The sequence below is a fragment of the Streptomyces sp. BJ20 genome (assembly GCF_022869105.1).
Taxonomy (GTDB): domain Bacteria; phylum Actinomycetota; class Actinomycetes; order Streptomycetales; family Streptomycetaceae; genus Streptomyces; species Streptomyces griseoincarnatus.
In genome coordinates this window covers 7,008,099-7,031,915 of record NZ_CP094918.1, presented here as the reverse complement: position 1 = coordinate 7,031,915, position 23,817 = coordinate 7,008,099, and the positions used below count along the sequence as shown (strand labels likewise).

Here is a 23,817-nt window from a genome sequence, read left to right as displayed (position 1 = left end):
GGCCGTACGACGCGAAGGGCGGGACCCCCCGGTGGGGTCCCGCCCTTCGGCGTGCGGTGCGGTGTCCGGTCAGTTGCCGGACGCCTCCTGGCTCGCGGAGGCCGCGTCCGAGGGGGTGCCCGACGGGGCGCCCGTGCTGGTGGGCTCGTCGCCGGAGGTCTCCTCGCCCGACGCGCCTTCACCGTCCTCACCCGTGGCCTCCTCGCCCGGCTCGCCGGAGGCGTCCGCCGACGGCGACGTGGAGGCGCCCGCGGCGGGGGCCTCGCTCGGGCCCCAGCTCTCGAAGAAGTGCTCGGCCGGGAAGACGATCGCGCGCAGGCTCACCTCGCCGGTCTCGCTGAAGGTGAAGGTGATCTTCTGGGCGTTGCCGTCCTGGACGGCCTCGCGGCTGCTGGGCAGCACGGCGGAGGCGTTGCCCTCGCCGCCGAGGATCAGGCTGCCGCCGGCCGGGACGACCAGGTCGCCGCCCTCGGCGGGGGACAGCTCGGCGGACTTGCCGGTGCCGGGGACGGTGACCGACTCCAGGGTCTGGTCCTCGGCGCCCGAGTTGAACAGGGTGGCGGAGATGACGGCGGGGCCGGTCGACTCCAGGTCGGGCTGGGTGATGACGGTGGCGTTCTGCACCTGGATGTCGCCGACCGTCGTCGACGCGTTGTCCGGCTGGATCTGCAGGGTCTGGGCGTTGTTGCCGGCCGCGCACGCGGAGAGCGAGGCGATGGAGATAGCGATGGCGGCGGCGGCGAGGGCGCCGCGTCGAAGGCTGCTGCTCACGGCGGCGGCAACTCCTTGACTCGAGCGTGTGTGGCGACCGGGTAAAGCCGCCCTAAGTGTCTGTCAGCGGCCTCAGGTTACCGAGCCTCCCGCAGGCTGCCGCACCCGACCCTCCCCACGCCTACCCAGGTCGTGTCCGTGAGGCGTGCCCGCGCCGGGGATGTCACCCGATCACCACCCGACTCCCGCGTCCCGCGCCACACGGTCACAGAGACCACAGAGACCACAGGTGACCCGCCGGTAAACATCCGCCACTTCTGTCCGTGGCGTCCCTTCATTCACGCGGGCGCGCATTTCGGTGAAGGAATGAGGGGGTCCCGGTAATTGATCACCGGCCGCCGATCCTCACACCGTGTGATCAATTCCGGATTCGGCCGGAACCGGCTCGGCTCACCGAACGGAGTAGCGGAAGTCGCCCTTCTGGAACCGGACATTTGGGGATGTTCGACCGTTCGTGAGGGGCTCCGGGAGGGTGTAACGTGCGCGTTTCGCTTGCCCCGGAGAGCCGCTCCGACCTGCGAATACCCGCTTCCGTCAGCCGTCCGAAGCACGTTCCTGTTGTGCTTGTCAAGCCCCGAGAATGGCCCTGACCTGCGAAAACGCCATTCAGAAGACGCCGTATCCGTGTTACCCTGGATAGCCACGGAAGGGGTACCTGTCACATGACGTTCAAGGTTGGCGACACCGTGGTCTATCCCCATCATGGGGCCGCGCTGATCGAGGCAATCGAAACTCGCCAGATCAAAGGCGTGGACAAGACCTACTTGGTGCTGAAGGTCGCCCAGGGTGACCTGACGGTACGTGTGCCAGCGGACAATGCGGAGTTCGTCGGCGTGCGTGATGTGGTCGGTCAGGACGGGCTGGACCGGGTCTTCGAGGTGCTGCGCGCGCCGTACGCCGAGGAGCCCACGAACTGGTCCCGTCGGTACAAGGCAAATCTCGAGAAGCTCGCCTCGGGCGATGTCATCAAGGTCGCGGAAGTCGTGCGTGACCTGTGGCGTCGGGAGCGGGAGCGCGGTCTCTCCGCCGGTGAGAAGCGCATGCTCGCGAAGGCGCGTCAGATCCTGGTCAGCGAGCTGGCCCTCGCCGAGAACACCAACGAGGACAAGGCCGAGGCCCTGCTCGACGAGGTTCTCGCCTCCTGAGTTCTCCGAGTCGTGGCTCCGCCCGTCGCGTGCCGTCACGCCGGCCGTCGGAGCAGCACTCAGAGCACTCAGCGCATCGAAATGCCGCGGTGCCCGATGACGTCCAGGACGTCGCCGGGCGCTGCGGCATGTTCGTACCCGGACGCCCTACGTAAGCTGCACTTGCGCCGAGACGGGGAATGTGTCATGAGTCACGTCCCCACCCCTGGCGTGCCGGGCCCGGGCGGTCGGCTCGACCAGAGTCACGGAAGGGGCTGGTCAAGGCGGAACGCCCGGCACTTCCCCCGCTCATGGGAGCGGGGCACGCCCAGGCCATACCCACGTAGGCCGAGCCCACAAACCTGACAGGAACCGATGTCTGACGATCCGCTCCCGCCGTCCTCGCCGACCCCCGCACCCGGCCGTCCGACGGTCCGGACAGCGGCCGTCATCCCGGCCGCCGGCCGGGGTGTGCGGCTCGGCCCCGGCGCCCCGAAGGCGCTGCGTGCGCTCGGCGGCACGCCCATGCTCGTGCACGCCGTGCGGGCGATGGCCGATTCCCGGGCCGTCTCCCTGGTCGTCGTCGTGGCGCCGCCCGACGATGCCGGCGAGGTCAAGTCGCTGCTCGACGCGCACGCGCTGCCCGAGAGGACCGACGTCCTCGTCGTCCCCGGCGGGGACAGCCGCCAGGAGTCCGTGAAGCGGGGCCTGGACGCGCTGCCCGAGGGCTACGACATCGTCCTGGTGCACGACGCGGCCCGTCCGCTGGTCCCGGTGGACACGGTGGACGCGGTCGTCGAGGCCGTACGCGACGGAGCGGCCGCCGTCGTCCCCGCGCTGCCGCTCGCCGACACCGTCAAGCAGGTCGAGCCCGCCGCCGCCCCCGGTGAGCCCGAGCCCGTGGTCGCCACGCCCGACCGGTCCAGGCTGCGCGCCGTCCAGACCCCGCAGGGCTTCGAGCGGGCCACCCTGGTCCGCGCCCACGAGACCGTGACGGACGACGTCACCGACGACGCCGGCATGGTCGAGCGGCTCGGCCTCGCCGTCGTCACCGTCCCCGGGCACGAGGAGGCCTTCAAGGTCACCCGCCCCCTCGACCTGGTCCTCGCCGAGGCGGTCCTGGCGCGCAGGAGGCTGAACGATGGCTTCTGAGGCGTACCCCCTGCCGCAGGTCGGCATCGGCACCGACGTCCACGCCTTCGAGGACGGCCGCGAGCTGTGGTGCGCCGGTCTGAAGTGGGAGGGCGAGGGCCCCGGGCTCGCGGGACACTCCGACGCGGACGTCGTCGCGCACGCCGCCTGCAACGCCCTGTTCTCCGCCGCCGGCCTCGGCGACCTCGGTCAGCACTTCGGCACGAGCCGCCCCGAGTGGTCCGGCGCCTCGGGCGTCACCCTCCTCACCGAGGCCGCGCGCATCGTCCGGGAGGCCGGCTTCCGCATCGGCAACGTCGCCGTCCAGGTCGTCGGCCCCCGCCCGAAGATCGGCACACGCCGCGAGGAGGCGCAGAAGATCCTCTCCGAGGCGGCGGGCGCCCCGGTCTCGGTCTCGGGCGCCACCACGGACGGCCTGGGCTTCCCGGGCAGGAACGAGGGCCTGATGGCGGTGGCGACGGCGCTGGTGGTCCGACAAGGGTGAGCGTCTTCGCCTGAGGGGCGCGGGGCTGTGCCGGCCTGCCGCTCCGCCGCGTGGGCGCGATCGGCCCCCACCGGGCCCGCACGTGACATGTGTCCCCGAAACAAAGCGGCGCGCACCGCGCACGCCTCCGCGCCTACTACCCTGGTCCCGTGACTATTCGCCTGTACGACACCAGCGCCCGGCAGATCCGTGACTTCACCCCGCTCCGGCAGGGCTGCGTCTCGATCTACCTGTGTGGTGCCACCGTGCAGGCGGCGCCCCACATCGGCCACATCCGCTCGGGCCTGAACTTCGACATCATGCGCCGCTGGTTCGAGTACCGCGGCCTGGACGTGACGTTCGTCCGCAACGTCACGGACATCGACGACAAGATCATCGCCAAGTCCGCCGAGCAGGGCCGCCCCTGGTGGGCCATCGGGTACGAGAACGAGCGCGCCTTCGGCGACGGCTACCGCGCGCTCGGCTGCCTGCCCCCGACGTACGAGCCGCGCGCCACCGGCCACATCACCGAGATGGTCGAGATGATGCGCGGCCTGATCGAGCGCGGGTACGCCTACGAGGCCGACGGCAACGTGTACTTCGCCGTCACCTCGTTCCCGGACTACCTCCAGCTGTCCAACCAGGAGCTCGACAACCTGCTCCAGCCGTCCGGCGAGGGCGAGACCGGCAAGCGGGACCCGCGGGACTTCGCGATGTGGAAGGCGGCCAAGCCGGGCGAGCCGAGCTGGGAGACGCCGTGGGGACGCGGGCGCCCGGGCTGGCACCTGGAGTGCTCGGCGATGGCGCACAAGTACCTCGGCACCGTCTTCGACATCCACGGCGGCGGCCTGGACCTGATCTTCCCGCACCACGAGAACGAGATCGCCCAGGCCAAGGCCTACGGCGACGAGTTCGCCCGGTACTGGGTGCACAACGCCTGGGTCACCATGAGCGGCGAGAAGATGTCGAAGTCGCTCGGCAACTCGGTGCTCGTCAGCGAGATGGTCAAGCGCTGGCGGCCCATCGTGCTCCGCTACTACCTGGGCACCCCGCACTACCGGTCGATGATCGAGTACAGCGAGGAGGCCCTGCGCGAGGCCGAGTCCGCGTTCGCGCGGATCGAAGGCTTCGTGCAGCGCGTGGTGGAGAAGGCCGGCGGGGTCGTCGAGCCCGCCGCCGAGGTGCCGCCCGCGTTCGCGGAGGCGATGGACGACGACCTGGGCGTCCCGCAGGCGCTCGCCGTCGTGCACACCGCGGTCCGGCAGGGCAACAGCGCGCTGGCCGCCGACGACAAGGAGGAGGCGGTCGCCCGCCTCGCCGAGGTCCGCGCCATGCTCGGCGTGCTCGGACTCGACCCGCTGGACCCGCACTGGGCCGACGACGGCGACCGCGAGGGCGACCTGCACGGCGTCGTCGACACCCTGGTCCGCATGGTCCTCGACCAGCGCGAGGCCGCCCGGGCCCGCAAGGACTGGCCGACCGCGGACGCCATCCGCGACCAGCTCAACCAGTCCGGGCTGGCCATCGAGGACGGCCCGCAGGGACCGCGCTGGAGCCTCGGCCCCCGCTGAGGCACCGCCGCGGGACGGACGCGGGCGGCCGCGGAACCGCCGTGGACCGGCCGCGGACCCGGTCCGGGACCCTCCCGGTCCCGGCCGCGCGCAAGATCGAGTGTGCCGTCCGGGCCGCCGGGCGGCACACTGCACAGGCACACCCACGAACACGGGAGCGCCCACCCATGTGGGCGCACCCCCACGACTTCACGGAGACGGATACCTCATGGCCGCGAACAACCGCCGCATGTCCGGCAAGAAGGGCGCGCAGGTCGGCAGTGGCGGCCAGCGACGCCGGGGCCTGGAAGGCAAGGGCCCGACCCCGCCCGCCGAGATGCGCAAGGGGCACGCCAAGCAGCGCGCCGCCCAGGCGAAGGCCCGGCGTGCCCAGGGCCGCACCACCCAGCGGCGCGGCGGCCGGTCCGCCTCCGAGCTGGTCGTCGGCCGCAACCCGGTCGTCGAGGCGCTGCGCGGGGGCGTGCCCGCCTCCACGCTGTACGTCCAGCAGTTCATCGACAACGACGAGCGAGTGCGCGAGGCGCTCCAGCTCGCGGCCGACCGCGGCGGCATCAACCTCATGGAGGCGCCCCGCCCCGAGCTGGACCGCATGACGAACGGCCTCAACCACCAGGGCCTGGTCCTCCAGGTCCCGCCGTACGAGTACGCGCACCCCGAGGACCTGGTCGCCGCCGCGCACGACGAGGGCGAGGACCCGCTGATCGTCGCGCTCGACGGGGTCACCGACCCGCGCAATCTCGGCGCGGTCGTCCGGTCCGTCTCCGCGTTCGGCGGGCACGGCGTGCTCGTGCCGGAGCGGCGGGCGGCCGGGATGACCGCCGGCGCCTGGAAGACGTCCGCGGGCACCGCCGCGCGGACGCCCGTCGCCCGCGCGACGAACCTGACGCGGGCGCTGGAGGCGTACAAGAAGGCGGGTGTCCTCGTCGTCGGTCTCGCCGCCGACGGGGAGGCCGAGCTGGGCGACGTCGAGGCGCTGAACGGGCCGGTCGTGATCGTCGTCGGCAGTGAGGGCAAGGGCCTGTCCCGGCTGGTCGGCGAGACCTGCGACGTGCGGGTGCGGATCCCGATGCCGGGCGGGGCGGAGTCGCTCAACGCCGGTGTGGCGGCGGGCATCGTGCTGTACGAGGCGGCGCGCCGCCGCAGCTGAACGGGTGTACGACTTCGTCACCCACTTGGTGGATTCCGGAGGGTCCGGACCGGCTTGACGCGGTCCGGACACATCTGGCCGGTCAAGGCAGTGTCCTAACGCCTTGTCACTCGGTTAGATGAGTGTGGACACCAGAACACCACCCCGCACACCCACGGGGGCCCGCTCGTCGGGACTCGACGACGCTCCCGCGCTGAGCATGGTGAAGGTGCCGAGCGATCCGGCGCAGGTCATCGTGAACCACGCCAGCTTCCGCGTGCAGCTGGCCGGCCCGGCGCGAGGCGTCCGGTCGCCGCGGATCGCACGGCATTCGACCGCCGCCGAGCACACCGCGCGGATTCCCGTCGTCACCACCGTGGGCGCGGGCCCGGCCGCCCCGCGCCGCCGTCCCGTCGTGTGGAGCGGCAGGTCCGCCCCCGACGACACCGGCGCCCACCGCCTCCTCCAGGCCGTACGGCACGGAGGCCTGCGCCACGCCGACGAGCCGCTCACCGACTCCGGGAGCACCCGGATCCTGCCGCAGCAGGGCGCCGGGTACGGGTACGACGACGACACCCAGCCGCTGGAGAGCCCGTTCGTCGGCGCCCGGCGCGGCCACTCCGACGGGCCGCTGCTGCCCCCGATGCGCACGGTCGGCAGCGCCTACGACGAGGACGGGTACACGCCCCCCGACGAGGACACGTACGAGCCCGCGTACGAGGTCGAGGAGCGGCACGAGGGCGGCCGGCGCGCCCGGCGGCACGGCGACGACCCGGCGCGCCACGCGTACTATCCCGGGCGCCGGATGAACCTGGGCGTGGTGCTGCTCCCGCTGCGCGTCTTCCTCGGCGGCATCTCCGTCTACGCCGGGATGAGCAAGCTGTGCGACCCGCTCCACTTCGACGGCGGGCCGCGCGGGTCCATGGTCAAGTGGCTGCACAGCCTGCACCCGTGGGACGTCGCCGAGCCGCTGCGGCAGTTCGCGCTCGCCCACCCCGTCGGCACGGGGCTCGCCATCGCCTTCGCCCAGGTCGTCGTCGGCGTCCTCACCGTCGTCGGCTGCTGGCAGCGGGTGGCCGCCGGCATCGGGGCGATGCTGTCGGCGGCGCTGCTGGTGAGCGTGAGCTGGAAGAGCGCCCCCGTCTACGAGACGCCCGACATCATCTACCTCGCCGCCTGGTCGCCGCTGATCATCGCGGGCGCGCCCGTCTACTCCGTCGACGGCAGCCTCGCGGGCCGCGCCTGGCGGCGGCTCGGGCCGCGCGCCGACATCTGGGACCTGCGGCGCTACGTGCTGCGCCGCGGGGCGCTCGTCACGTTCGTGGTGTGCGGGTTCAGCATGCTCGTGGGCGCGCTGCTCGGTGGCGCCGTCCGGGACGCGGACCGGGTGGTCGTGCCCGGCCCCGGCGAGGCGCCGCGCAACAACCTGCCGGGGTCCCCGCTGCCGGAGGAGTCCGGTGAGCGGACGGAGAAGGGCGAGAAGAGGGCGCCGTCCGCGTCCGACGCGCCCACGCAGGGTGCGACGTCCGGCTCGGCCGGCCCGTCCGCCGGGACGAGCAGCACTCCCGGCGCCACCCAGGGCGCGGGCGCCGTCACCGGGGCGCCCACCCAGACGCAGGGCAGCACCGGGCAGGCCCCGCCGCAGCAGTCCTCCCCGGAGGGCCAGGCGCCGAGCACCACCGCGGGCCCGACCTCGGGCGGCGGCGAAGGCTCCGGCGGCAGCGGGGGCGGCACGCCCGGCGACGACGGCGGCTCCTCGGACCGGCCCGGGCTGGTGGGCGGCCTGCTGGGGTAGCGGACGCCCGCCGGTACGACGGCGGGGTCCCGTACGCGATGGCGTACGGGACCCCGCTGCTCTTGGCTCCGGAGGCCTCAACGGCCGTGGGAGGCAAGCTCCTTGGCGGCCTCGGTGAGGTCCTTGGCGGTGTCGATGGCACGCCAGTAGGAGCCCTGCGGGATCGTGAACCCGGCGAGCCGGCGCTCGCGCGCGAGGTGCGGGAACGTGGTGCGCTCGTGATCACCGCGCTCCGGGAGCAGGCCGGCGAACTCGGGGGAGAAGACGTAGACGCCCGCGTTGATCTCGAAGGTGGACGGCGGGGCCTCGATGAAGTCGGTGATCAGACCGAACCCGTCGGTGCGGACCGCTCCCCACGGCAGGCGCGGGCGGGCCAGCGCGACGGTGGCGACGGCGTCCCGCTCGGCGTGGAAGTCGGCCATGTCGCGCAGCGAGAACCGGGTCCAGATGTCGCCGTTGGTGGCGAACCAGGGCCGGTCCGGGTGCGGCAGGCGGGCGGCGGCGTACTTCAGCCCGCCGCCGCGGCCGAGGGGTTCCGGCTCGACGACGGTGGTGACGGAGACGGGCAGGTCGGTGCTCTCCAGCCACTTCTGGAGCACCTCGGCGAGATGGCCGCAGGAGACGACGACGTCGGTCACGCCCTCCTCGGCGAGCCAGGTCAACTGGTGGCCGATGATCGGGGTTCCCGTGCCGGGGATCTCGACCATCGGCTTGGGCCGGTCGTCGGTGTACGGACGGAGCCGGGATCCCTGGCCGCCGGCCAGGACTACGGCTTGCGTGGGGCGGGACACGGCACGCGGATCGGTCATGCCCGCACTGTACGCGGCCGGGGGCCGCGGGCTATGGGCGGACCGGGACGCGGGGCGGTGTCACAGGGGGCCGCCCCGAACGCCCCGGTGGGCGAGCAACGTCGCCGCGTCCCACCCGAGCACCGCGGGCCGCGGTGACAGATGCGCCGGGTGCCCCGCCGTCGTGCGGGCACCTGGTTGGCAGCGGTGCGCGGCATCGGGCCCGCAGACCGGCTGAGGCGCCAGTCCCCGGGCTGCCGCCGCGAGTTGTGAGGGGCTGTTGCCCGCAGCGGAACAGGCGGGGTGCGACGGGGTCCGGGAGGGTGTCATGGGGCCCGGTGTCGGTGGTGACGGCTAACGGGTCTGTCCTCGGCGCGCGTTGAGGCGCTGCGCGGCCGACCGGGCCCAGGCGTCAGAGGGCCGGCGCGTGGTGGGGCGGTGCCCGGGACCGGGGTCGGCTGTCGGCCCCGGGTGGGACGCGGGCCGGATGCGCCTGGTTGTCGGCCCGGGGCGGGTGGGTGCGGTCGGACGTGCCCGGCTTTCGAGCCGGGTGGGGCGCGGGTGCGGCCGGATGCGCCTGGTTGTCGGCCCGGGGTGGGTGTGGGTGCGGTTGGGTGTGCCTGGTTGTCGGCCCGGGGCGGGTGGGTGCGGTCGGACGTGCCCGGCTGTCGAGCCGGGTGGGGCGCGGGTGCGGCCGGATGCGCCCGGTTATCGGCCCGGGGTGGGATGTAGTGCGTCCGGACGTGCCTGATTGTCGACCCGGGGTGCGGCCGGATGCGCCCGGCTGTCGGCCCGGGGTGGGGCGCGGGTGCGGTCGAGTGCGCCCCGGTTGTCGATCCGGGGTGCCGCGCGGCCGTGCGCCTGGGGGCGTCAGCCGTTCGCTGCGACCACTCCCGAGGCGAACGACGTGTCGCAGACCGGGCGGGCGTAGGACTGGGCCTTGGTGGGGCCGTAGACACGGACGGCGGCCTTGCCGAGGGAGCGGGCGATGGAGGCGCAGTGCTCGGCGAGGGACGGGCGGTCGTCCACCGCCTGCTGGAGCTGGGTCAGGGCGGCGCCCGGGTCCTTCTTCTGGAGCTCCATCAGGAGCTGGTCCCGCAGCACGTCCTGGGGGGCGCGGGCGGCGGTCCGCGACGAGGCGCCGGCGGCGGACGTGTCCGCGGCGGTGAGCACCGGACTCTGAGGTGTCCCGGACCAGTTGACCGACGCGACCGCGAGGGTCCCGGAGAGCACCAGGACGACGGGCAGGACGAGGGCGAGGGAGCGGCCGATCCGGCGGGCGGGGCCCCGGCCGCGTCGCGTCTGAGGGTGAATGGAGTGCGTCACGCGTGTGAGGGTAGCGTCCGGTAGCCGAGGTGAAACATTCCGTCACCGTTACGGGGGACAGCGAACGTCGAGTTCCGTAACGCGTGTTGACGAGTTGGGGTACATTGCCCGGATTGCCGGGGTATTTGTCGACAACGCAAGGGGCCCCGCAGCACCGCTGCGGGGCCCCTCGGACGTCGACTCGCTCAGTCGGACAGGCGCGCGCCCGTCGACGTGGAGAACACGTGGGTCTCGCCGGGGCGCGGCACGACGTGCAGCGTGCTGCCCTTCTCCGGGACGTCACGGCCGCCGACGCGGACCACCAGGTCCTTCGCCTCGCCGCCGATCTGCGCCGTGCCGTAGACGAAGGCGTCGGAGCCCAGTTCCTCCACGACGTTCACGACGACCGCGACGCCCTGGTCGGAGTCGGCGCCGGCGACGTCGAAGTGCTCGGGGCGGACGCCCACGGTGACGTTCTTGTCGCTGGTCGAGGAGAGCGCGTCACGCTCCACCGGCACCACCGAGTTGCCGAACTTCACACCGCCGTCGGCGACCGGGACCTCGACCAGGTTCATGGCCGGGGAGCCGATGAAGCCGGCGACGAAGAGGTTCGCGGGCTTGTCGTACATGTTGCGCGGGGTGTCGACCTGCTGGAGCAGACCGTCCTTGAGCACCGCGACGCGGTCGCCCATGGTGAGGGCCTCGACCTGGTCGTGGGTGACGTAGACGGTGGTGATGCCCAGACGGCGCTGGAGCGACGCGATCTGCGTACGGGTGGACACACGGAGCTTGGCGTCCAGGTTGGACAGCGGCTCGTCCATGAGGAACACCTGCGGCTCACGCACGATGGCGCGGCCCATCGCCACACGCTGGCGCTGACCGCCGGAGAGCGCCTTCGGCTTGCGGTCCAGGTACTCGGTGAGGTCGAGGATCTTCGCGGCCTCCTCGACCTTCTTGCGGATCTCCGCCTTGTTGACGCCGGCGATCTTGAGCGCGAAGCCCATGTTGTCGGCGACCGTCATGTGCGGGTAGAGCGCGTAGTTCTGGAACACCATGGCGATGTCCCGGTCCTTCGGCGGCAGGTGCGTGACGTCGCGGTCGCCGATGCGGATGGCGCCGCCGTTGACGTCCTCGAGGCCCGCGAGCATGCGGAGGGAGGTGGACTTGCCGCAACCGGACGGGCCGACCAGGACGAGGAACTCGCCGTCCGCGATCTCGATGTCCAGGGCGTCGACGGCGGGCTTGGTCGAACCGGGGTAGATCCGGGTCGCCTTGTCGAACGTGACAGTGGCCATGTGAATGGTCCCCTTCTACCGGCAGGAACGTGCCGGACGATCCGAGTAGGAAGGTGATGCCACGACGGGTGTTCCGTTGTGGTGTGTGGTCCACACGAGTGAACTGGCTCAGGACGGTACCTGGCGTTCACCTGCTTGTCAGCATGTTCCGGGCTGTGAATTTCGCGGAAACTTTCGAGTGTGTTCGTGTGGGTCGGCCGGGTGTCGGCCGGCTTCGCGTCCGGTGGGCGCGCCTGTATCAAGTGCGTGGCTCGGCGAAACCGGCACTGTGTACAGTGGACCGCGCTTCGCGCGCGATGCGCGCGCTGCCTCCTTAGCTCAGATGGTCAGAGCAGCTGTCTTGTAAACAGCAGGTCGTCGGTTCGAATCCGACAGGGGGCTCCATCGACCTCCCCGGGCCGGACTTCCTCCGGCCCGGGTTTTTCGTGCGTTGAGGCGCTTCATCGAGGCGCTTCACCGCTACCGCCGCGCAGGCGCCGGGCGATCTCCAGGTCCGCCTCGCCCAGAGGGCGGCCCTCCTCCGTCTCCCACAGGCAGTTCTGCAGCACCCGCCCGTACGTCCACGCCCGGGCCCGCGCGCGGTCAAGGCCGAGGACCTCGGTCATCGCGTCGAAGCGCCACACGACGTCGCCGGGGTCGAAGTTGTTGGCGAGGGCGGGCCACAGGTCGAAGCCGGGGTCGCCGGCGAGCGGCTTGGGGTCGATGGCGAGCCAGGGCGCGCGGTCGGCGGCGAGGACGTTCTCGTCGTGCAGGTCCCAGTGGAGCAGCCGGTCGCCGGGCTCGTCCGCGACCTCGCGCACGGCGGCCGCGCAGTCGGCGACGAGACGCCGGGCCTCGGGATCGGGGATGCGGTCGAGGACGGCGGGGGTGCGCTCCAGCATGGACGCGGCGATGTCGCCGAGGTGGCGCATCCCCGGGGGCGCCGGGGTGGCGTGGAGGTGGGCCAGGAGGCGCGCGACGACCAGGACGCCCTCGTGGACGTCCGGCGTGTGGGCGAGCATCCGGGAGGAGTCCAGGCGCTCCAGCAGCATGGTGCCGGTCGGCTCGTCGTGGTCGAGGAGGCGGACCGCCCCGTCGCCGTTCCACAGGCGCAGGGCGATCGGCTCGCCCTCGCTCTCGTGGTCGCGCAGTTGAAGCTTGAGCACCGCCGGGGTGCCGTCGGCGCGGTCGACCGGGAGGACCAGGGCGCTGACGCCGTGCATGGGCGTCCCGGCGGGGCGCAGGTCCCAGCGGGCCATGAAGTCCGCGGCGAGGTCCGGGAGGGCGGCGATGAAGGCCCGCCCGGCCTCCTTGTTGAACTTGATCTGGGCCTCGGCGAGTTTCGCGGGGATGTCGATCACGCCTCGCACGGTAGTGGGGCACGGGGCGGGACGCGCCCGGTTTCCCGCGCCCGGGCACGGGTGTTCAGGGCTCCAGGACGACCTTGCCGGTGGTGCCCCGGTTCTCCAGGGCCCGGTGGGCCTCGGCTGCCCGGGACAGGGGGAAGCGCTGCACGGCGGGGGTGAGCCGGCCCGCGGCCGCCTCGGCGAGCGAGCGCAGTTCCAGCGTGCGCATCGGGTCGTCGCCGCCGGCCCTGCGCAGCATCTCCGGCCCGAGGACGCCGACCGAGACGCCGTCGACGAGGTACGGCCGGTCGCTGCCGATGCCCTGCGAGGTCCAGCCGAACACCACGTGCCGACCGCCCGGCGCGAGCAGGCCGACCAAGGTACGGGCGACGTCCCCGCCCACGCCGTCGTACACGACGGTGAGCTTGCCCCGGTACTCCTCCAGCCGTTCGGCCCAGCTCGGGTCGGTGTAGTCCACGGCGAGGCCGGCGCCTGCCCGCGTGGCCAGGGCGGTCTTCGCGGGGCCTCCGGCGAGGCCGATCACGGTCGCGCCCCAGTTCCGGGCGTACTGCACGAGGAGGGTGCCGATGCCGCCCGCCGCGGCCGGGACGGCGACCACGTCACCGGGGCCCGGCTCGGCGAACTGCACGATCCCCATCGTCGTCCGGCCCGTGCCGATCATGGCGACGGCCTCGGCGAAGTCAAGGCGCCCCGGGATCTCGTGCAGCCGTGCGGCGTCGGCGACGGCCAGTTCCGCGTAACCGCCGGGAGCGAAGCCGAGGTGGGCGACGACCCGCTTGCCGAGCCAGTCGGCCGGGGTGTCCGGGCCGAGCGCGTCGACCACTCCGGCGATCTCACGGCCGGGGATCGTCGGCAGTTCGGCCGGGGCCGGGGCGGGCCCGCGCAGGCCCTCGCGCAGGGCGGTGTCGAGGAGGTGGACCCCGGCTGCCCGGACGGCGACCCGGACCTGGCCGGGACCCGGCACCGGGTCCTCGACCTGCTCGTACGTGAGGTTGTCGGCGGGGCCGAAGGCGTGCAGTCGGACGGCGTGCATGGTGCTCCCCCTGGGACGGTCGCGGGGCGCCCCGTGCGCCCGCCACCCACCGTGTGACCTCAAGCGCGCTTGAGGTCAAGTGCGTCCCGGCCGAGGGCGAGGGAGACGGCCGTCATGGCGCTGGTGAAGGACACCTCCGACAGCACGCCCGGCGCGGCGACCCGGTCCCCGGCCAGGTAGACCCCGTCCCCGCGGTCCACGGCGGGCCGGTCGCGCCAGGTGGCGCCGGGCGGGTCGACGGCGCCGGTACGGCCGTCCGCCAGTGCCTCGCGCCGCCAGGTGAGCCGCTCCCGCCAGCCGGGGAAGCCCAGGTCCAGCAGCTCGTCCGCGCGGGCGGCGCCCTCGGCCTTCGACGCGCCGGGACCGACCGGGACCTGACTCTGGATCAGCTGTTCGCCGGCCGGGGCGAGGGTGCGGTCCTGCGCGGTGAACCGTTCCAGCCAGCCGGGGGCGTCCAGGTCGGACACCGCGAACGGGTCGCCGCGCCGGGTGCGCAGCGCCAGGTCGACCAGGACGGTCCGGCCGCTCGGCCAGGTCAGCGAGGGGTCGCCGAGGAGGCGGCGGGCGGACTCCAGGGAGGTGGCGACGACCACCGGGGCGTCGGTGGGGAGGGTGTCGACGCGGGACAGCGTCTCGACCCGCACGCCCAGGTTCCAGGCATGGGCGGCCATCCGGTCGATCAGCGCGCCCCAGCCGCCCCGCGCGTAGTGCGCCTCCGGCGGCAGCTTCGTGGCCCGGCGCAGCCGCTCGTGCACGAACGCGGCGGACAGCGAGCCGGGGTCGTGGTGGAACAGCGCGACGGCCGAGAAGTGCGCGGCGGCCCGTGCGCCCTCCGCCCCGGCGACGCCGGTGGCCCAGGTGAGGAAGTCGGCGTCGACGGGCGCCCGCAGGCCGGGGCGCAGCAGCTTCAGCAGCGCGGGCGGAGGGGTGCGGCGCAGGGCGCCCCGGTGGCGCAGCCGCAGCCGGGCCGCCTCCCGCAGCGGCAGCGGGGCGAGCGGGCCGAGCAGGCCGCGTTCGCGCAGCCAGGTCCAGTGCGGTCCGCCGCTGTAGAGGGCGTGCGGGCCCTCGTTGGTGCGGTAGGGGGCGTCGGCGGTGCGGGCTCGGCCGCCCAGGGTGTGGTGGGCCTCGTACAGGGTGACCTTGACGCCCGCCTCGGCGGCGGAGACGGCCGCGGTGAGTCCGGCGAATCCGCCGCCGACGACGGTGATGCGGTGCATGACTGGGCTTCTCCCTCGGTCGGGCTCGGTCGGGCGCCGGAGACGCTGTCCGGCGGTGTACAACCAGGACGGCCGACGGCGCCGGGATGTGACATGCGGGGTGTTTCCGCAGGCCGGGCGGGATGTCAGAGGCGGGGTGCACCATGGGCGCATGGTGCGTGGAGCGGCAGGGAGACCGGGTGTGCGGGCGGCGCGGCGGCCGGAGCTGCGGCTCGCCCCGCTCGAGGCGTTCGAGGGAGGTGGTCTGGAGCCGGACGGGGACTACGACGGCCTGGAGTTCGACGGCACGGACCTCGCCGGGCAGGACGGGGCGGGTGCGCGCTTCATGGACTGCGCGCTGCGGGGGTGCGCGCTGGACGGGACGCGGCTGCCCAGGGCGCGGCTGCTGGACTCGGCGCTCGACGGGGTGCGGGGCGTGGGCACGGACCTGGCGGGCGCGACCCTCCGTGACGTGGAGCTGACCGACGCCCGGCTGGGCGGCACCCAGCTGCACGGGGCGGCGCTGGAGCGGGTGCGGATCCGGGGCGGGAAGATCGACTTCCTGAACCTGCGCGGGGCAGCGCTCAAGGACGTCGTCTTCGAGGGCTGCGTCCTGGTGGAGCCGGACTTCGGCGGTGCGCGTCTGGAGCGCGTGGAGTTCGTCGACTGCACGCTGAAGGGCGTGGACCTGTCCGGCGCCACGCTCAAGGACGTGGACCTGCGCCGTGCGGCCTCCCTGGAGATCGCCCGCGGGGTGGACCGCCTGTCCGGCGCGGTGATCAGCACGGCCCAGCTGCTGGACCTGGCGCCGGTGCTGGCGGGGGAGCTGGGGATCACAGTCGAGGGGTGAGGGCCGGGGCGGTCAGCTCACGCGGGGGTAGCGGGCCTGGAGGGTCCAGATCGCCGGGTTCTCGCCGAGGTCGTCGTGCAGGTCGATCAGGTCGGCCAGCAGGTCGTGCAGGAAGTCGCGGGCCTCGCGGCGCAGTGCGGTGTGGGAGAACGTCAGCGGGGGCTCGGAGACGGGGCGCCACTCCGCCTCGATGTCCACCCAGCCGAAGCGCCGTTCGAACAGCAGCCGGTCGGTGGACTCGGTGAAGTCCAGCTCGGCGTGCTGCGGCCGTGAGGCGCGTGAGCCCGCCGGGTCCCGGTCGACGCGTTCCACGATGTCGCACAGCGCCCACGCGAAGTCGAGCACCGGCACCCATCCCCAGGCTGTGGAGATCTCGCGGTCCGACTCGGTGTCGGCGAGATGGACGTCTCCGCAGAACAGGTCGTGCCGCAGGGCGTGGACGTCCGCGCGGCGGTAGTCGGTCTGCGGGGGGTCGGGGAAGCGGTTGGAGAGGGCGTAACCGATGTCGAGCACGTGGGTGATGGTGTCACGCTCCGGCGTCCCCGCGGCCATAGGATCCCGGCGTGCGCACCCCCCGCCCCCTGAGCCGCGGAACCGCCGCCCTGTTCGCGGTGGTGCTCGCCGCGTGCGGGCCCGGCTCCGGCGCCGAGGGCGCCGGTGACGACGGCGCCGGTGACCCGTACTTCCCGAAGGCGGGCAACGGCGGCTACGACGTCACCCACTACGCCCTCGCCCTCGCCTACGACCCCGACGGCCGCCGGCTCAGCGGCACCGCGACGATCGACGCCCGCGCCACCGAGGACCTCACCACCCTGAACCTCGACCTCCAGGGCCTCGCCGTGGACGCCGTCACCGTCGACGGCACCGGCGCCCGCTTCGCCCGTGAGGGGCAGGAGCTGACCGTGCGGCCGCGCCACGCCCTCGACCGGGACGCGCACCTCCGGGTCGTCGTCCGCTACGCGGGACGCCCGGAGACGGTCACCGACCCCGACGGCTCCGAGGAGGGCTGGCTGCGCACCGCCGACGGGGCGCTGGCGCTGGGCCAGCCGGTCGGCTCCATGGCCTGGTTCCCCGGCAACCACCACCCCTCCGACAAGGCCACCTACACCGTCTCCGTCACCGTGCCGGAGGACCTGCGGGCGGTCTCCAACGGCGAACCGGCCGGGGAGGAGACGAAGGACGGCCGTACGACGTACCGCTGGCACACCCCCGAACCCATGGCGAGCTACCTCGCGACGGTCGCGATCGGCCGCTACGACGTCCACCGCGGGGAGACCGCCGGCGGGCTGCCGCTGTTCACCGCCGTCGACCCGGAGCAGGCGGGTGCGAGCCGCGCGACGGTGAAAGCGCTCCCGGAGGTCGTGGAGTGGGGGGAGCGGCGGTTCGGGCCGTACCCCTTCTCCTCCGCGGGCGCGATCGTCGAGCGCCCCGGGGACGCCGGGTACGCCCTGGAGACGCAGAACCGCCCCGTCTTCCCCGGCGCCCCCGACACGGCGCTGCTGGTCCACGAGATCGCCCACCAGTGGTACGGCGACTCCGTCACCCCGCGGACCTGGCGGGACATGTGGCTGAACGAGGGGTTCGCCACGTACGCGCAGTGGCTGTGGGAGGAGGACCACGGCGAGGGCAGCGCGCAGAGCACCTTCGACCGCCTGTACTCCGGCTCCTACTTCCCGGACGCGGGGACCAACGCGGCGCTGTGGTCCTTCCCGCCCGCCGACCCGCCGGACGCGGCGCACATCTCCGCCACGCCCGTGTACTGGCGCGGCGCGATGGTCCTCCACATGGTCCGCAGGACGGCCGGCGACGAGGCCTTCGGCCGCCTGCTGCGCGGCTGGGCGGCGGAGCACCGGCACTCCACCGCGAGCACGGACGACTTCACCGCGTACGTCGAGCGCGAGGTGCCGGACAAGGACTTCTCCCGGGTCTGGGAGGACTGGCTGTACGGGGAGGGACGGCCGGCGACCGCTCCCTAGGCGGGGTCCGGGCCGGTGAGGGGCTTGCGCAGGACCCGGCACGGGCGGCCGAGGCCGTGGTCGCGGCGGCGGTCGATCTCCGTCCAGCCGAGGGCCGTCCAGAAGGCGAGGCCCTGGGCGTTGTCCTCCAGCACGGCGAGCCGTGCGGCGGTGTGGCCGGCCGCGCGCAGACGGTCCTCGACGAGTGCGGCGAGGCGGCGGCCGTGACCCCGGCCGTGCAGGCTCGCGTCCACCATCAGCAGGCCGATCCACGGGTCGGGGTCGGCGGGGTCGGGGTGTTCGGAGAGCGTGACGGCGATGCCCACGAGGAGACCCGCCTCGCGGGCCAGCAGCACCTCCGTGTGCGGGCCGGACAGCTCGCGGGCGAGCTCGGCCGCGACCTGCTCGGGCCGGATGGCGTACGGGTCCGGGAATTCGCCGCTGAGGGCGTGGAACGCGTGGTTGGAGACGTACAGGGCGGTGACCTCGGTCAGCACGGGGCCGGGGAGGTCGCCGTCCGGGGAGAGGCGCAGCGGGTCGAGGAACACGGGGGCACCGTAGCGCGCGGCCGCCGGGCGGGCGCGGCGGAGCCCCCGCCCGGCGAACGCGGGCGGGGGCTCCGCCGGACCGGTCGCGGTGCGTCCGTCAGACGTTCACGCCGAAGTCCTGGGCGATACCCACGAGGCCCGAGGCGTAGCCCTGGCCGACCGCGCGGAACTTCCACTCCGCGCCGTTGCGGTACAGCTCGCCGAAGACCATCGCGGTCTCGGTCGCGGCGTCCTCCGACAGGTCGTAGCGGGCGATCTCGGCGCCGCCGGCCTGGTTGACGATGCGGATGTACGCGTTGCGCACCTGGCCGAAGTTCTGGCTGCGGTTCTCGGCGTCGTAGATCGAGACCGGGAAGACGATCTTGTCGATGTCGGCCGGGAGGGCCGCCAGGTTGACGTTGATCGCCTCGTCGTCGCCCTCGCCCTCACCGGTGCGGTTGTCACCGGTGTGGACGATGGTGTTGTCCGGGGTCTGCTTGTTGTTGAAGAACACGAAGTGGGCGTCCGAGTAGACCTTGCCCTGCGTGTTGACCGCGATCGCCGACGCGTCGAGGTCGAAGTCCGTTCCCGTGGTGGTGCGGACGTCCCAGCCGAGGCCCACGGTGACGGCGGTCAGGCCCGGAGCCTCCTTGGTGAGCGAGACGTTGCCACCCTTGGACAGGCTTACAGCCATTGTTGGGAGTCCCTTCCCTTGTTTGCGTACGGCTATGAAGCTACAGCTACCACCTTGAACGCCGAGAGGGGTGCGCGAGGTTCCAGGTCTCTTTACTTTCTTTACCCAGGTACGGATATTCGGGTGACGTGACCGGTGCGGGCGCGGGAACCTGTATGTCATGTCCGGTCCCCTTGTCGTGCGCGGCTCCGTCTCCCTGCCCGAGGCCGAGCTCATGTGGCGTTTCTCGCGCTCGTCCGGGCCGGGCGGGCAGCACGTCAACACCAGCGACACCCAGGTCGAGCTGCGCTTCGACCTGGCCAGGACCGAGGCGCTGCCCGAGGTGTGGAAGCGGCGCGCGCTCGAGCGGCTCGCGGGGCGGCTGACCGACGGGGTCGTCACGGTGCGGGCGTCCGAGCACCGGTCGCAGTGGCGCAACCGGGAGGCGGCGGCGGTACGGCTGGCGGCGCTGCTCGCGGAGGCCACGGCGCCTCCGCCCGCGCCGCGGAGGCCCACCCGGGTGCCGCGGGGGATCAACGAGCGGCGGCTCAGGGAGAAGAAGCGGCGGTCCGAGACCAAGCGGGGTCGCTCCGCGCGGGACTGGTGAGACGCGGGTGGGCCACGCCCTTGTTCTTCACCGGCGGGCCGGTAGGGGTCGTTCGCGCAGTTCCCCGCGCCCTTGAGGGTGTTCTTACAGACGTAGGACTCCTACGTGCTCCTCGTTCACCCTTTCGTCCGTCTTCTCGAAGCCCAGGGTGAGGTAGAAGTTCTCCGGGCCGTGCTCGCCGGGGTGCCAGGTGACGTGGAGGGTCCTCGTGCCGCGGCGGCGCAGTTCTTCCGCCACCGCGTTCACCGCGAAGCGGCCGTAGCCCTTGCCCTGTTCGTCCGCCGCGATGGTGAGGCGCCACAGACCCGAGCGGATGTCGGTGCCGTCGTCGTGCCAGTCGAAGTCGAGGAACGCCATCACGAAGCCGACCACGCGGCCGTCGTCAACGATCACGCGCGGCCACGCCTTGCCGGGACGGACGTACGCCTCCGCGAGGGAGTGGGCCACCGGGTCGACGGCGAATTCCTGTTCCGCGCGGACCCGCAGGGCGAGGGCGGCCTCGAGATTCGCGGGTGTGATCTTTTCGAGGCGCGGGGCCCTGGCGGTCGTCATGCCGGGAGGGTAGGCGGGTGAAGCGGCGGCGGTAAAAGGGATTTCGGGAGTGCTCAGCCCAACTGGCGGTAGCGGCCCCGGAAATAGGTGAGCGGACCGCCTTCCGCGCTCGGCACTGCGGCCGTCGTCACGCGGCCGATCACCAGGGTGTGGTCCCCCGCCTCCACGCGTTGTTCGGTGCGGCATTCCAGGGTCGCCAGCGCGCCGCCGACCAGAGGCGCTCCCGTGTACTCGCCGCGCCGGTAGGGAATGTCCGCGAACAGCAAACGGTCGCTGACCCGGCCCTTCATCGAGAAGCGGCCCGCGATGTGGCGCTGGCTCTCGGACAGCACGGACACCGCCCACAGCGGCTGCTCCTCGAGCAGCTCGTCCATGCGGGAGCCGGTGCGCAGGCTGACCAGCACCAACGGCGGGTCCAGGGAGACGGACAGGAACGCGGTCGCGGTCATGCCGACGTCCTCGCCGGCCGGCGCCCCCGGGTCGTCCGGGTCCAGCGGCGGCTCCACCGCGGTCACCAGGACCACACCGGCGGCCAGACGGGACATGGCGGCACGGAACTCGTCGTTGCTCACCCCCTCAGCATGCCGGGCGGCGGGCGTAACGGTGATCGAGGCCGGGGCGGCGGGAGTGTTCAGCACATCGGAAACGCTAATCTCCGCGGCACGGACATCGCATCGGACCGTGGCCCGAACCGGGACCTAGGACCATCGGCCGATCTGAGCACGATTCATGCACAATCACCACACGATCCGCATGACGGAAATAGGCCGGGATGCCGCGCGTAAACCACGCAATTGGTCATGTTTGGCTGTGACTTGAGTCACAAGGGGCAATAATTGTTGACCCTGTGTACCGGGTGAGCAGCGCGCTGTGATTCAGTGGCGGGGAAGCCGCTGCGACGATACGCCGATGATGACCCTTGATGCGCTGCGAGGTCTCGGGGGGAGGGCGAGGATGGAGACCGAGTCGGAACCCTACGTCCGTCTTGCATCGCTGCGACAACTCCACCGGGCCATGGCCGACATGAACACGGCGCGCAGTCTGGCGGACACGTTGCAGACGGTCGCCGACGGCGTCGTGGGCGCCCTCGGGTACGAGCTGGCCTGCGTCAATCTCGTACGCCCCGACGGCGACCTCGTGGTCGCCGCCCTCTCCGGGAACACGGCGGCGGAGGCCCTCATCACCGGCCGGGTCGGCTCCCGCGATTCCTGGGACCGCCGGCTCACCATGGGCGAGCGCTGGGGCGACCTGGTGTTCATACCGCACACCGAGGGCTGGGTCCTCGACGACGACGACGTCCCGCAGTGGTACACCGACGGGCCCGCTCCCCGCTTCGAGGACGAGTGGCACCCCTCCGACCGGCTCTTCGCCCCCATGTACGCGCCCGGGCCGCAGGGCGGCGGCACCTCCGGCGAACTGGTCGGCGTGCTCTCCGTCGACCGCCCGCGCAACGGCCGCCGGCCCGGCGCCTGGGGCCGCGAGGCCCTCCAGATGTACGCCTTCCAGGCCGCCATCGCGATCAGCAACGCCCGGCTGCGCTCCAACATGCAGCGCGCCCTGGTCCGCCTGGAGCGCGAGCAGCAGGCGCTGCGGGCCAGCGAGGAGAGCTTCCGGCAGGCCTTCGAGTACGCGCCCTCCGGCATGGCCATCGCCGAGATGGGCGGCGACCAGCACGGCAGGATCCTGCGCACCAACGACGCCCTGTGCCGGCTGCTCGGGCGGCCCGCCTCCGCGATGCGCCGCTACTCCTTCTCCGACCTCGTCCACCCCGAGGACATAGGCACCCTGCTGCGCACCTCCGCCGAGGGCGGCCGGGCGGAGCTGCGGCTGTGCCGCCGCGACGGCACCTACGTGTGGGTCTCCCTGCGCAACTCGGTCGTCGCAGACGCCGCCGACGGGCCGCGCTTCCTGCTCACCCACGTCGAGGACATCGAGGAGCGCAAGCGCCGCGAGCTCCAGCTCGCCCACCGTGCCTCCCACGACTCGCTCACCGGGCTGCCGAACTCCGCCGAGCTCCGCTCCCGGCTCTCCGCCCGGCTGTGCAGCCAGCAGCCGCAGACGCTGCCGACGGCCGTGGACTCCATGGAGCCCTACGAGTCGTTCGACTCCCACGACGCCGCCTTCGGCCCGCCCGTCTTCGACCGCGGCCACGACTTCGACTTCCCGCCCGGCCGTGACGCGTACGACGGCTACGACCACCATGTGCACACCGTCGCGCCCGCCGCGGGCGCCGACGACGGCACCAAGGGGCTCGCGGTGCTCTTCTGCGACCTCGACGGCTTCAAGTCGATCAACGACCGGTTCGGGCACAACGCGGGCGACGCGGTCCTCATCGAGGTCGCCCGGCGGCTCAGCAACGGCGTGCGGGACGGCGACACCGTGGCCCGGCTCGGGGGTGACGAATTCGTCATCCTCGCCGACGGACTCGGCCGGGCCGACGCGCAGGACCTCGCCGTGCGGCTGCGCAACGAGATCATCCAGCCCATCCGGGCCGAGGGACGGGCCGTGCGGGTCGGCGCCAGCTTCGGCATCGGATGGGCCCACTGCGGGATGACGGCCGACGAAGTGTTGAAATCGGCTGACGAACGGATGTACGTCGAGAAACGATCTCGTCCCAAACAGCACCGGCGCGCCGGATGACGTGCAGGTCGGCCCGTTGATGCGGTCCGGGTCACCCTTTCGGGTCAGAGGAACCGGGTAGGCTCGGCTTCTCCGCACACGTACGCACCCGATCCGCAGCTAGGAGCACAGGGGATGACGCCCGGCAACAACGGCGCGAGCACGCCCGAGGACGACGACCCGTTCGGCTACCTGTACGCCGACGGGCAGGCCAACGGAGCCCAGCCGCCGTCCGGGGGTTACGGCTACCCGAACTCGGTGAACCGGGTGCGGCCGGTCGGTTCCCGCCAGTACGGCCAGCAGGGGCCCGCCCCGCAGGCACCGCCCCAGCAGGGCGCCTTCGGCCAGCCCAGCGCGCACTACGCCGCACCCGAGACGCTGCCCGGGGGCGCGCCCACCGCGCGCACCCCGCAGCCCTCCCGGGGCGGCCGCGGCGGCGGCCCCAACACCAAGGGTCTGCTCATCGGTGCGATCGCCGTGGTCGCGGCGGTCGTCATCGGCATCGGCGTCGCCATGATCAGCGGTGACGACGACGACAAGGGCGGCAACGAGGCGGGCGCCACACCGACCGCCACCCAGGGCAGCGGCGAGCCGAGCCCGTCCTCCTCGGAGGAGGACAAGGACAAGGACGAGGTGGAGCTGCCGACCGTGGACGCGAAGGCGCTCCGCCTCGACGGCGGCGCGGCGCTCGCGTCGGAGTTCAAGGGCGCGAAGGCCGACGGCGGCGTCTACGTCACCGGCTTCAACCAGGTCGGCTCGAAGGTCACCTGGACCGTCAACGGCGTGAAGGCCGGCAACTACCGCTTCTACGTGCAGTACGGCATCCCCGGCGAGGACGCCGACGCGACGATCGTCGTCAACGGCAAGCCCGAGAGCCGCCCGCTGAACATGAAGAACTTCGGCAACACCCCTAAGGGCGACTGGGAGAAGGGCTGGAAGGAGACCTGGGCCAACGTGAACCTCAACGACGGCACCAACACCATCGAGCTGGTCTGCAACGAGGGCAACAAGTGCAACGCCGTCCTCGACCAGCTCTGGCTCGCGGAGCCGGAGTAAGAACCAGCCGGCC

Annotated in this window: 23 protein-coding genes and 1 tRNA gene; 12 read left to right on the top strand and 12 right to left on the bottom strand. The window is 72.8% G+C overall.

The annotated features are described in order from the left end of the window. Nucleotides 1–69: 69 nt before the first annotated feature. On the bottom strand, nucleotides 70–771 hold the full coding sequence (locus MTR79_RS31605; RefSeq protein ID WP_244792698.1) for a DUF461 domain-containing protein: 702 nt from the start codon (nucleotides 769–771) through the stop codon (nucleotides 70–72). Nucleotides 772–1,433: 662 nt separating this feature from the next. On the opposite strand from MTR79_RS31605, the gene MTR79_RS31600 reads away from it, so the two are divergent. From MTR79_RS31600 to MTR79_RS31575, 6 genes are all read left to right on the top strand, one after another. Continuing rightward, nucleotides 1,434–1,916 carry a CarD family transcriptional regulator gene (locus MTR79_RS31600; protein WP_003953493.1) on the top strand — a complete coding sequence of 161 codons (483 nt, stop codon included), beginning with the start codon at nucleotides 1,434–1,436 and terminating at the stop codon, nucleotides 1,914–1,916. Between the two features lie 354 nt (nucleotides 1,917–2,270). Then, nucleotides 2,271–3,047, top strand: a complete 777-nt coding sequence (ispD, locus tag MTR79_RS31595) for a 2-C-methyl-D-erythritol 4-phosphate cytidylyltransferase (RefSeq protein ID WP_244792696.1) — start codon at nucleotides 2,271–2,273, stop codon at nucleotides 3,045–3,047. Then, nucleotides 3,037–3,531: a 2-C-methyl-D-erythritol 2,4-cyclodiphosphate synthase gene (gene ispF, locus MTR79_RS31590; protein WP_086701335.1), complete on the top strand. Its 495-nt coding sequence runs from the start codon at nucleotides 3,037–3,039 to the stop codon at nucleotides 3,529–3,531. Before ispD ends, ispF begins: the two co-directional genes overlap by 11 nt. Nucleotides 3,532–3,680: 149 nt before the next feature. After that, nucleotides 3,681–5,081: a cysteine--tRNA ligase gene (gene cysS / locus MTR79_RS31585; protein ID WP_086701333.1), complete on the top strand. Its 1,401-nt coding sequence runs from the start codon at nucleotides 3,681–3,683 to the stop codon at nucleotides 5,079–5,081. A 208-nt stretch (nucleotides 5,082–5,289) separates the two neighbouring features. Next, the gene (rlmB, locus tag MTR79_RS31580; RefSeq protein ID WP_244792694.1) at nucleotides 5,290–6,228 is read left to right on the top strand and encodes a 23S rRNA (guanosine(2251)-2'-O)-methyltransferase RlmB; all 939 of its coding nucleotides are present in this window, start codon (nucleotides 5,290–5,292) and stop codon (nucleotides 6,226–6,228) included. Between the two features lie 118 nt (nucleotides 6,229–6,346). Then, nucleotides 6,347–8,002 carry a DoxX family membrane protein gene (locus tag MTR79_RS31575; RefSeq protein ID WP_244792692.1) on the top strand — a complete coding sequence of 552 codons (1,656 nt, stop codon included), beginning with the start codon at nucleotides 6,347–6,349 and terminating at the stop codon, nucleotides 8,000–8,002. 77 nt (nucleotides 8,003–8,079) lie between these two features. Here the strand turns inward: MTR79_RS31575 and MTR79_RS31570 are convergent, their stop codons facing one another. The 3 genes from MTR79_RS31570 to ugpC form a co-directional block, all read right to left on the bottom strand. Next, the gene (locus tag MTR79_RS31570) at nucleotides 8,080–8,811 is read right to left on the bottom strand and encodes a nucleotidyltransferase family protein (protein WP_086701329.1); all 732 of its coding nucleotides are present in this window, start codon (nucleotides 8,809–8,811) and stop codon (nucleotides 8,080–8,082) included. An 849-nt stretch (nucleotides 8,812–9,660) separates the two neighbouring features. Next, nucleotides 9,661–10,116, bottom strand: coding sequence for a hypothetical protein (locus tag MTR79_RS31565; RefSeq protein WP_244792690.1), 456 nt, complete (start codon nucleotides 10,114–10,116; stop codon nucleotides 9,661–9,663). 185 nt (nucleotides 10,117–10,301) lie between these two features. After that, nucleotides 10,302–11,390, bottom strand: a complete 1,089-nt coding sequence (ugpC, locus tag MTR79_RS31560; protein ID WP_122214757.1) for a sn-glycerol-3-phosphate ABC transporter ATP-binding protein UgpC — start codon at nucleotides 11,388–11,390, stop codon at nucleotides 10,302–10,304. Nucleotides 11,391–11,697: 307 nt separating this feature from the next. On the opposite strand from ugpC, the gene MTR79_RS31555 reads away from it, so the two are divergent. Next, nucleotides 11,698–11,774: transfer RNA gene (locus MTR79_RS31555), tRNA-Thr, on the top strand. 56 nt (nucleotides 11,775–11,830) lie between these two features. Here the strand turns inward: MTR79_RS31555 and MTR79_RS31550 are convergent. The 3 genes from MTR79_RS31550 to MTR79_RS31540 all read right to left on the bottom strand — a co-directional run bounded on the left by MTR79_RS31550 (nucleotide 11,831) and on the right by MTR79_RS31540 (nucleotide 14,986). After that, nucleotides 11,831–12,730 (bottom strand): aminoglycoside phosphotransferase family protein, encoded by a 900-nt coding sequence (locus MTR79_RS31550; RefSeq protein ID WP_189366253.1) that lies wholly within the window; start codon nucleotides 12,728–12,730, stop codon nucleotides 11,831–11,833. A 64-nt stretch (nucleotides 12,731–12,794) separates the two neighbouring features. Further along, nucleotides 12,795–13,769: a zinc-binding dehydrogenase gene (locus MTR79_RS31545; protein ID WP_086703254.1), complete on the bottom strand. Its 975-nt coding sequence runs from the start codon at nucleotides 13,767–13,769 to the stop codon at nucleotides 12,795–12,797. A 59-nt stretch (nucleotides 13,770–13,828) separates the two neighbouring features. Next, nucleotides 13,829–14,986 (bottom strand): NAD(P)-binding protein, encoded by a 1,158-nt coding sequence (locus tag MTR79_RS31540; protein ID WP_244792688.1) that lies wholly within the window; start codon nucleotides 14,984–14,986, stop codon nucleotides 13,829–13,831. A 151-nt stretch (nucleotides 14,987–15,137) separates the two neighbouring features. Here MTR79_RS31540 and MTR79_RS31535 point away from each other — a divergent pair, with 151 nt between their 5' ends. Next, nucleotides 15,138–15,815, top strand: coding sequence for a pentapeptide repeat-containing protein (locus tag MTR79_RS31535; protein WP_189366247.1), 678 nt, complete (start codon nucleotides 15,138–15,140; stop codon nucleotides 15,813–15,815). A gap of 12 nt (nucleotides 15,816–15,827) precedes the next feature. Here the strand turns inward: MTR79_RS31535 and MTR79_RS31530 are convergent, their stop codons facing one another. Continuing rightward, nucleotides 15,828–16,367 carry a hypothetical protein gene (locus MTR79_RS31530; protein ID WP_244792686.1) on the bottom strand — a complete coding sequence of 180 codons (540 nt, stop codon included), beginning with the start codon at nucleotides 16,365–16,367 and terminating at the stop codon, nucleotides 15,828–15,830. 11 nt (nucleotides 16,368–16,378) lie between these two features. On the opposite strand from MTR79_RS31530, the gene MTR79_RS31525 reads away from it, so the two are divergent. After that, nucleotides 16,379–17,791 carry a M1 family metallopeptidase gene (locus MTR79_RS31525; protein ID WP_244792684.1) on the top strand — a complete coding sequence of 471 codons (1,413 nt, stop codon included), beginning with the start codon at nucleotides 16,379–16,381 and terminating at the stop codon, nucleotides 17,789–17,791. Here the strand turns inward: MTR79_RS31525 and MTR79_RS31520 are convergent. Together MTR79_RS31520 and MTR79_RS31515 are read right to left on the bottom strand one after the other, a co-directional pair. Continuing rightward, complete coding sequence (locus MTR79_RS31520) at nucleotides 17,788–18,318, bottom strand: GNAT family N-acetyltransferase (protein ID WP_244792682.1); 531 nt, start codon at nucleotides 18,316–18,318, stop codon at nucleotides 17,788–17,790. The genes MTR79_RS31525 and MTR79_RS31520 overlap by 4 nt on opposite strands. Nucleotides 18,319–18,415: 97 nt before the next feature. Then, complete coding sequence (locus MTR79_RS31515; protein ID WP_048459028.1) at nucleotides 18,416–18,991, bottom strand: TerD family protein; 576 nt, start codon at nucleotides 18,989–18,991, stop codon at nucleotides 18,416–18,418. Nucleotides 18,992–19,142: 151 nt separating this feature from the next. On the opposite strand from MTR79_RS31515, the gene arfB reads away from it, so the two are divergent. After that, a complete protein-coding gene (gene arfB / locus MTR79_RS31510) occupies nucleotides 19,143–19,577 on the top strand; it encodes an alternative ribosome rescue aminoacyl-tRNA hydrolase ArfB (protein ID WP_086703247.1) in 435 nt (144 codons plus the stop codon). 84 nt (nucleotides 19,578–19,661) lie between these two features. Here the strand turns inward: arfB and MTR79_RS31505 are convergent, their stop codons facing one another. Together MTR79_RS31505 and MTR79_RS31500 are read right to left on the bottom strand one after the other, a co-directional pair. Further along, nucleotides 19,662–20,129: a GNAT family N-acetyltransferase gene (locus MTR79_RS31505; protein ID WP_189366243.1), complete on the bottom strand. Its 468-nt coding sequence runs from the start codon at nucleotides 20,127–20,129 to the stop codon at nucleotides 19,662–19,664. Nucleotides 20,130–20,182: 53 nt separating this feature from the next. Further along, nucleotides 20,183–20,767: a flavin reductase family protein gene (locus MTR79_RS31500; protein ID WP_078895219.1), complete on the bottom strand. Its 585-nt coding sequence runs from the start codon at nucleotides 20,765–20,767 to the stop codon at nucleotides 20,183–20,185. Between the two features lie 316 nt (nucleotides 20,768–21,083). Here MTR79_RS31500 and cdgB point away from each other — a divergent pair, with 316 nt between their 5' ends. Both cdgB and MTR79_RS31490 read left to right on the top strand, forming a co-directional pair. Beyond that, on the top strand, nucleotides 21,084–22,769 hold the full coding sequence (cdgB, locus tag MTR79_RS31495) for a diguanylate cyclase CdgB (RefSeq protein WP_048459032.1): 1,686 nt from the start codon (nucleotides 21,084–21,086) through the stop codon (nucleotides 22,767–22,769). Between the two features lie 114 nt (nucleotides 22,770–22,883). Further along, nucleotides 22,884–23,804 carry a carbohydrate-binding protein gene (locus tag MTR79_RS31490; protein WP_086703243.1) on the top strand — a complete coding sequence of 307 codons (921 nt, stop codon included), beginning with the start codon at nucleotides 22,884–22,886 and terminating at the stop codon, nucleotides 23,802–23,804. Nucleotides 23,805–23,817 lie beyond the last annotated feature (13 nt).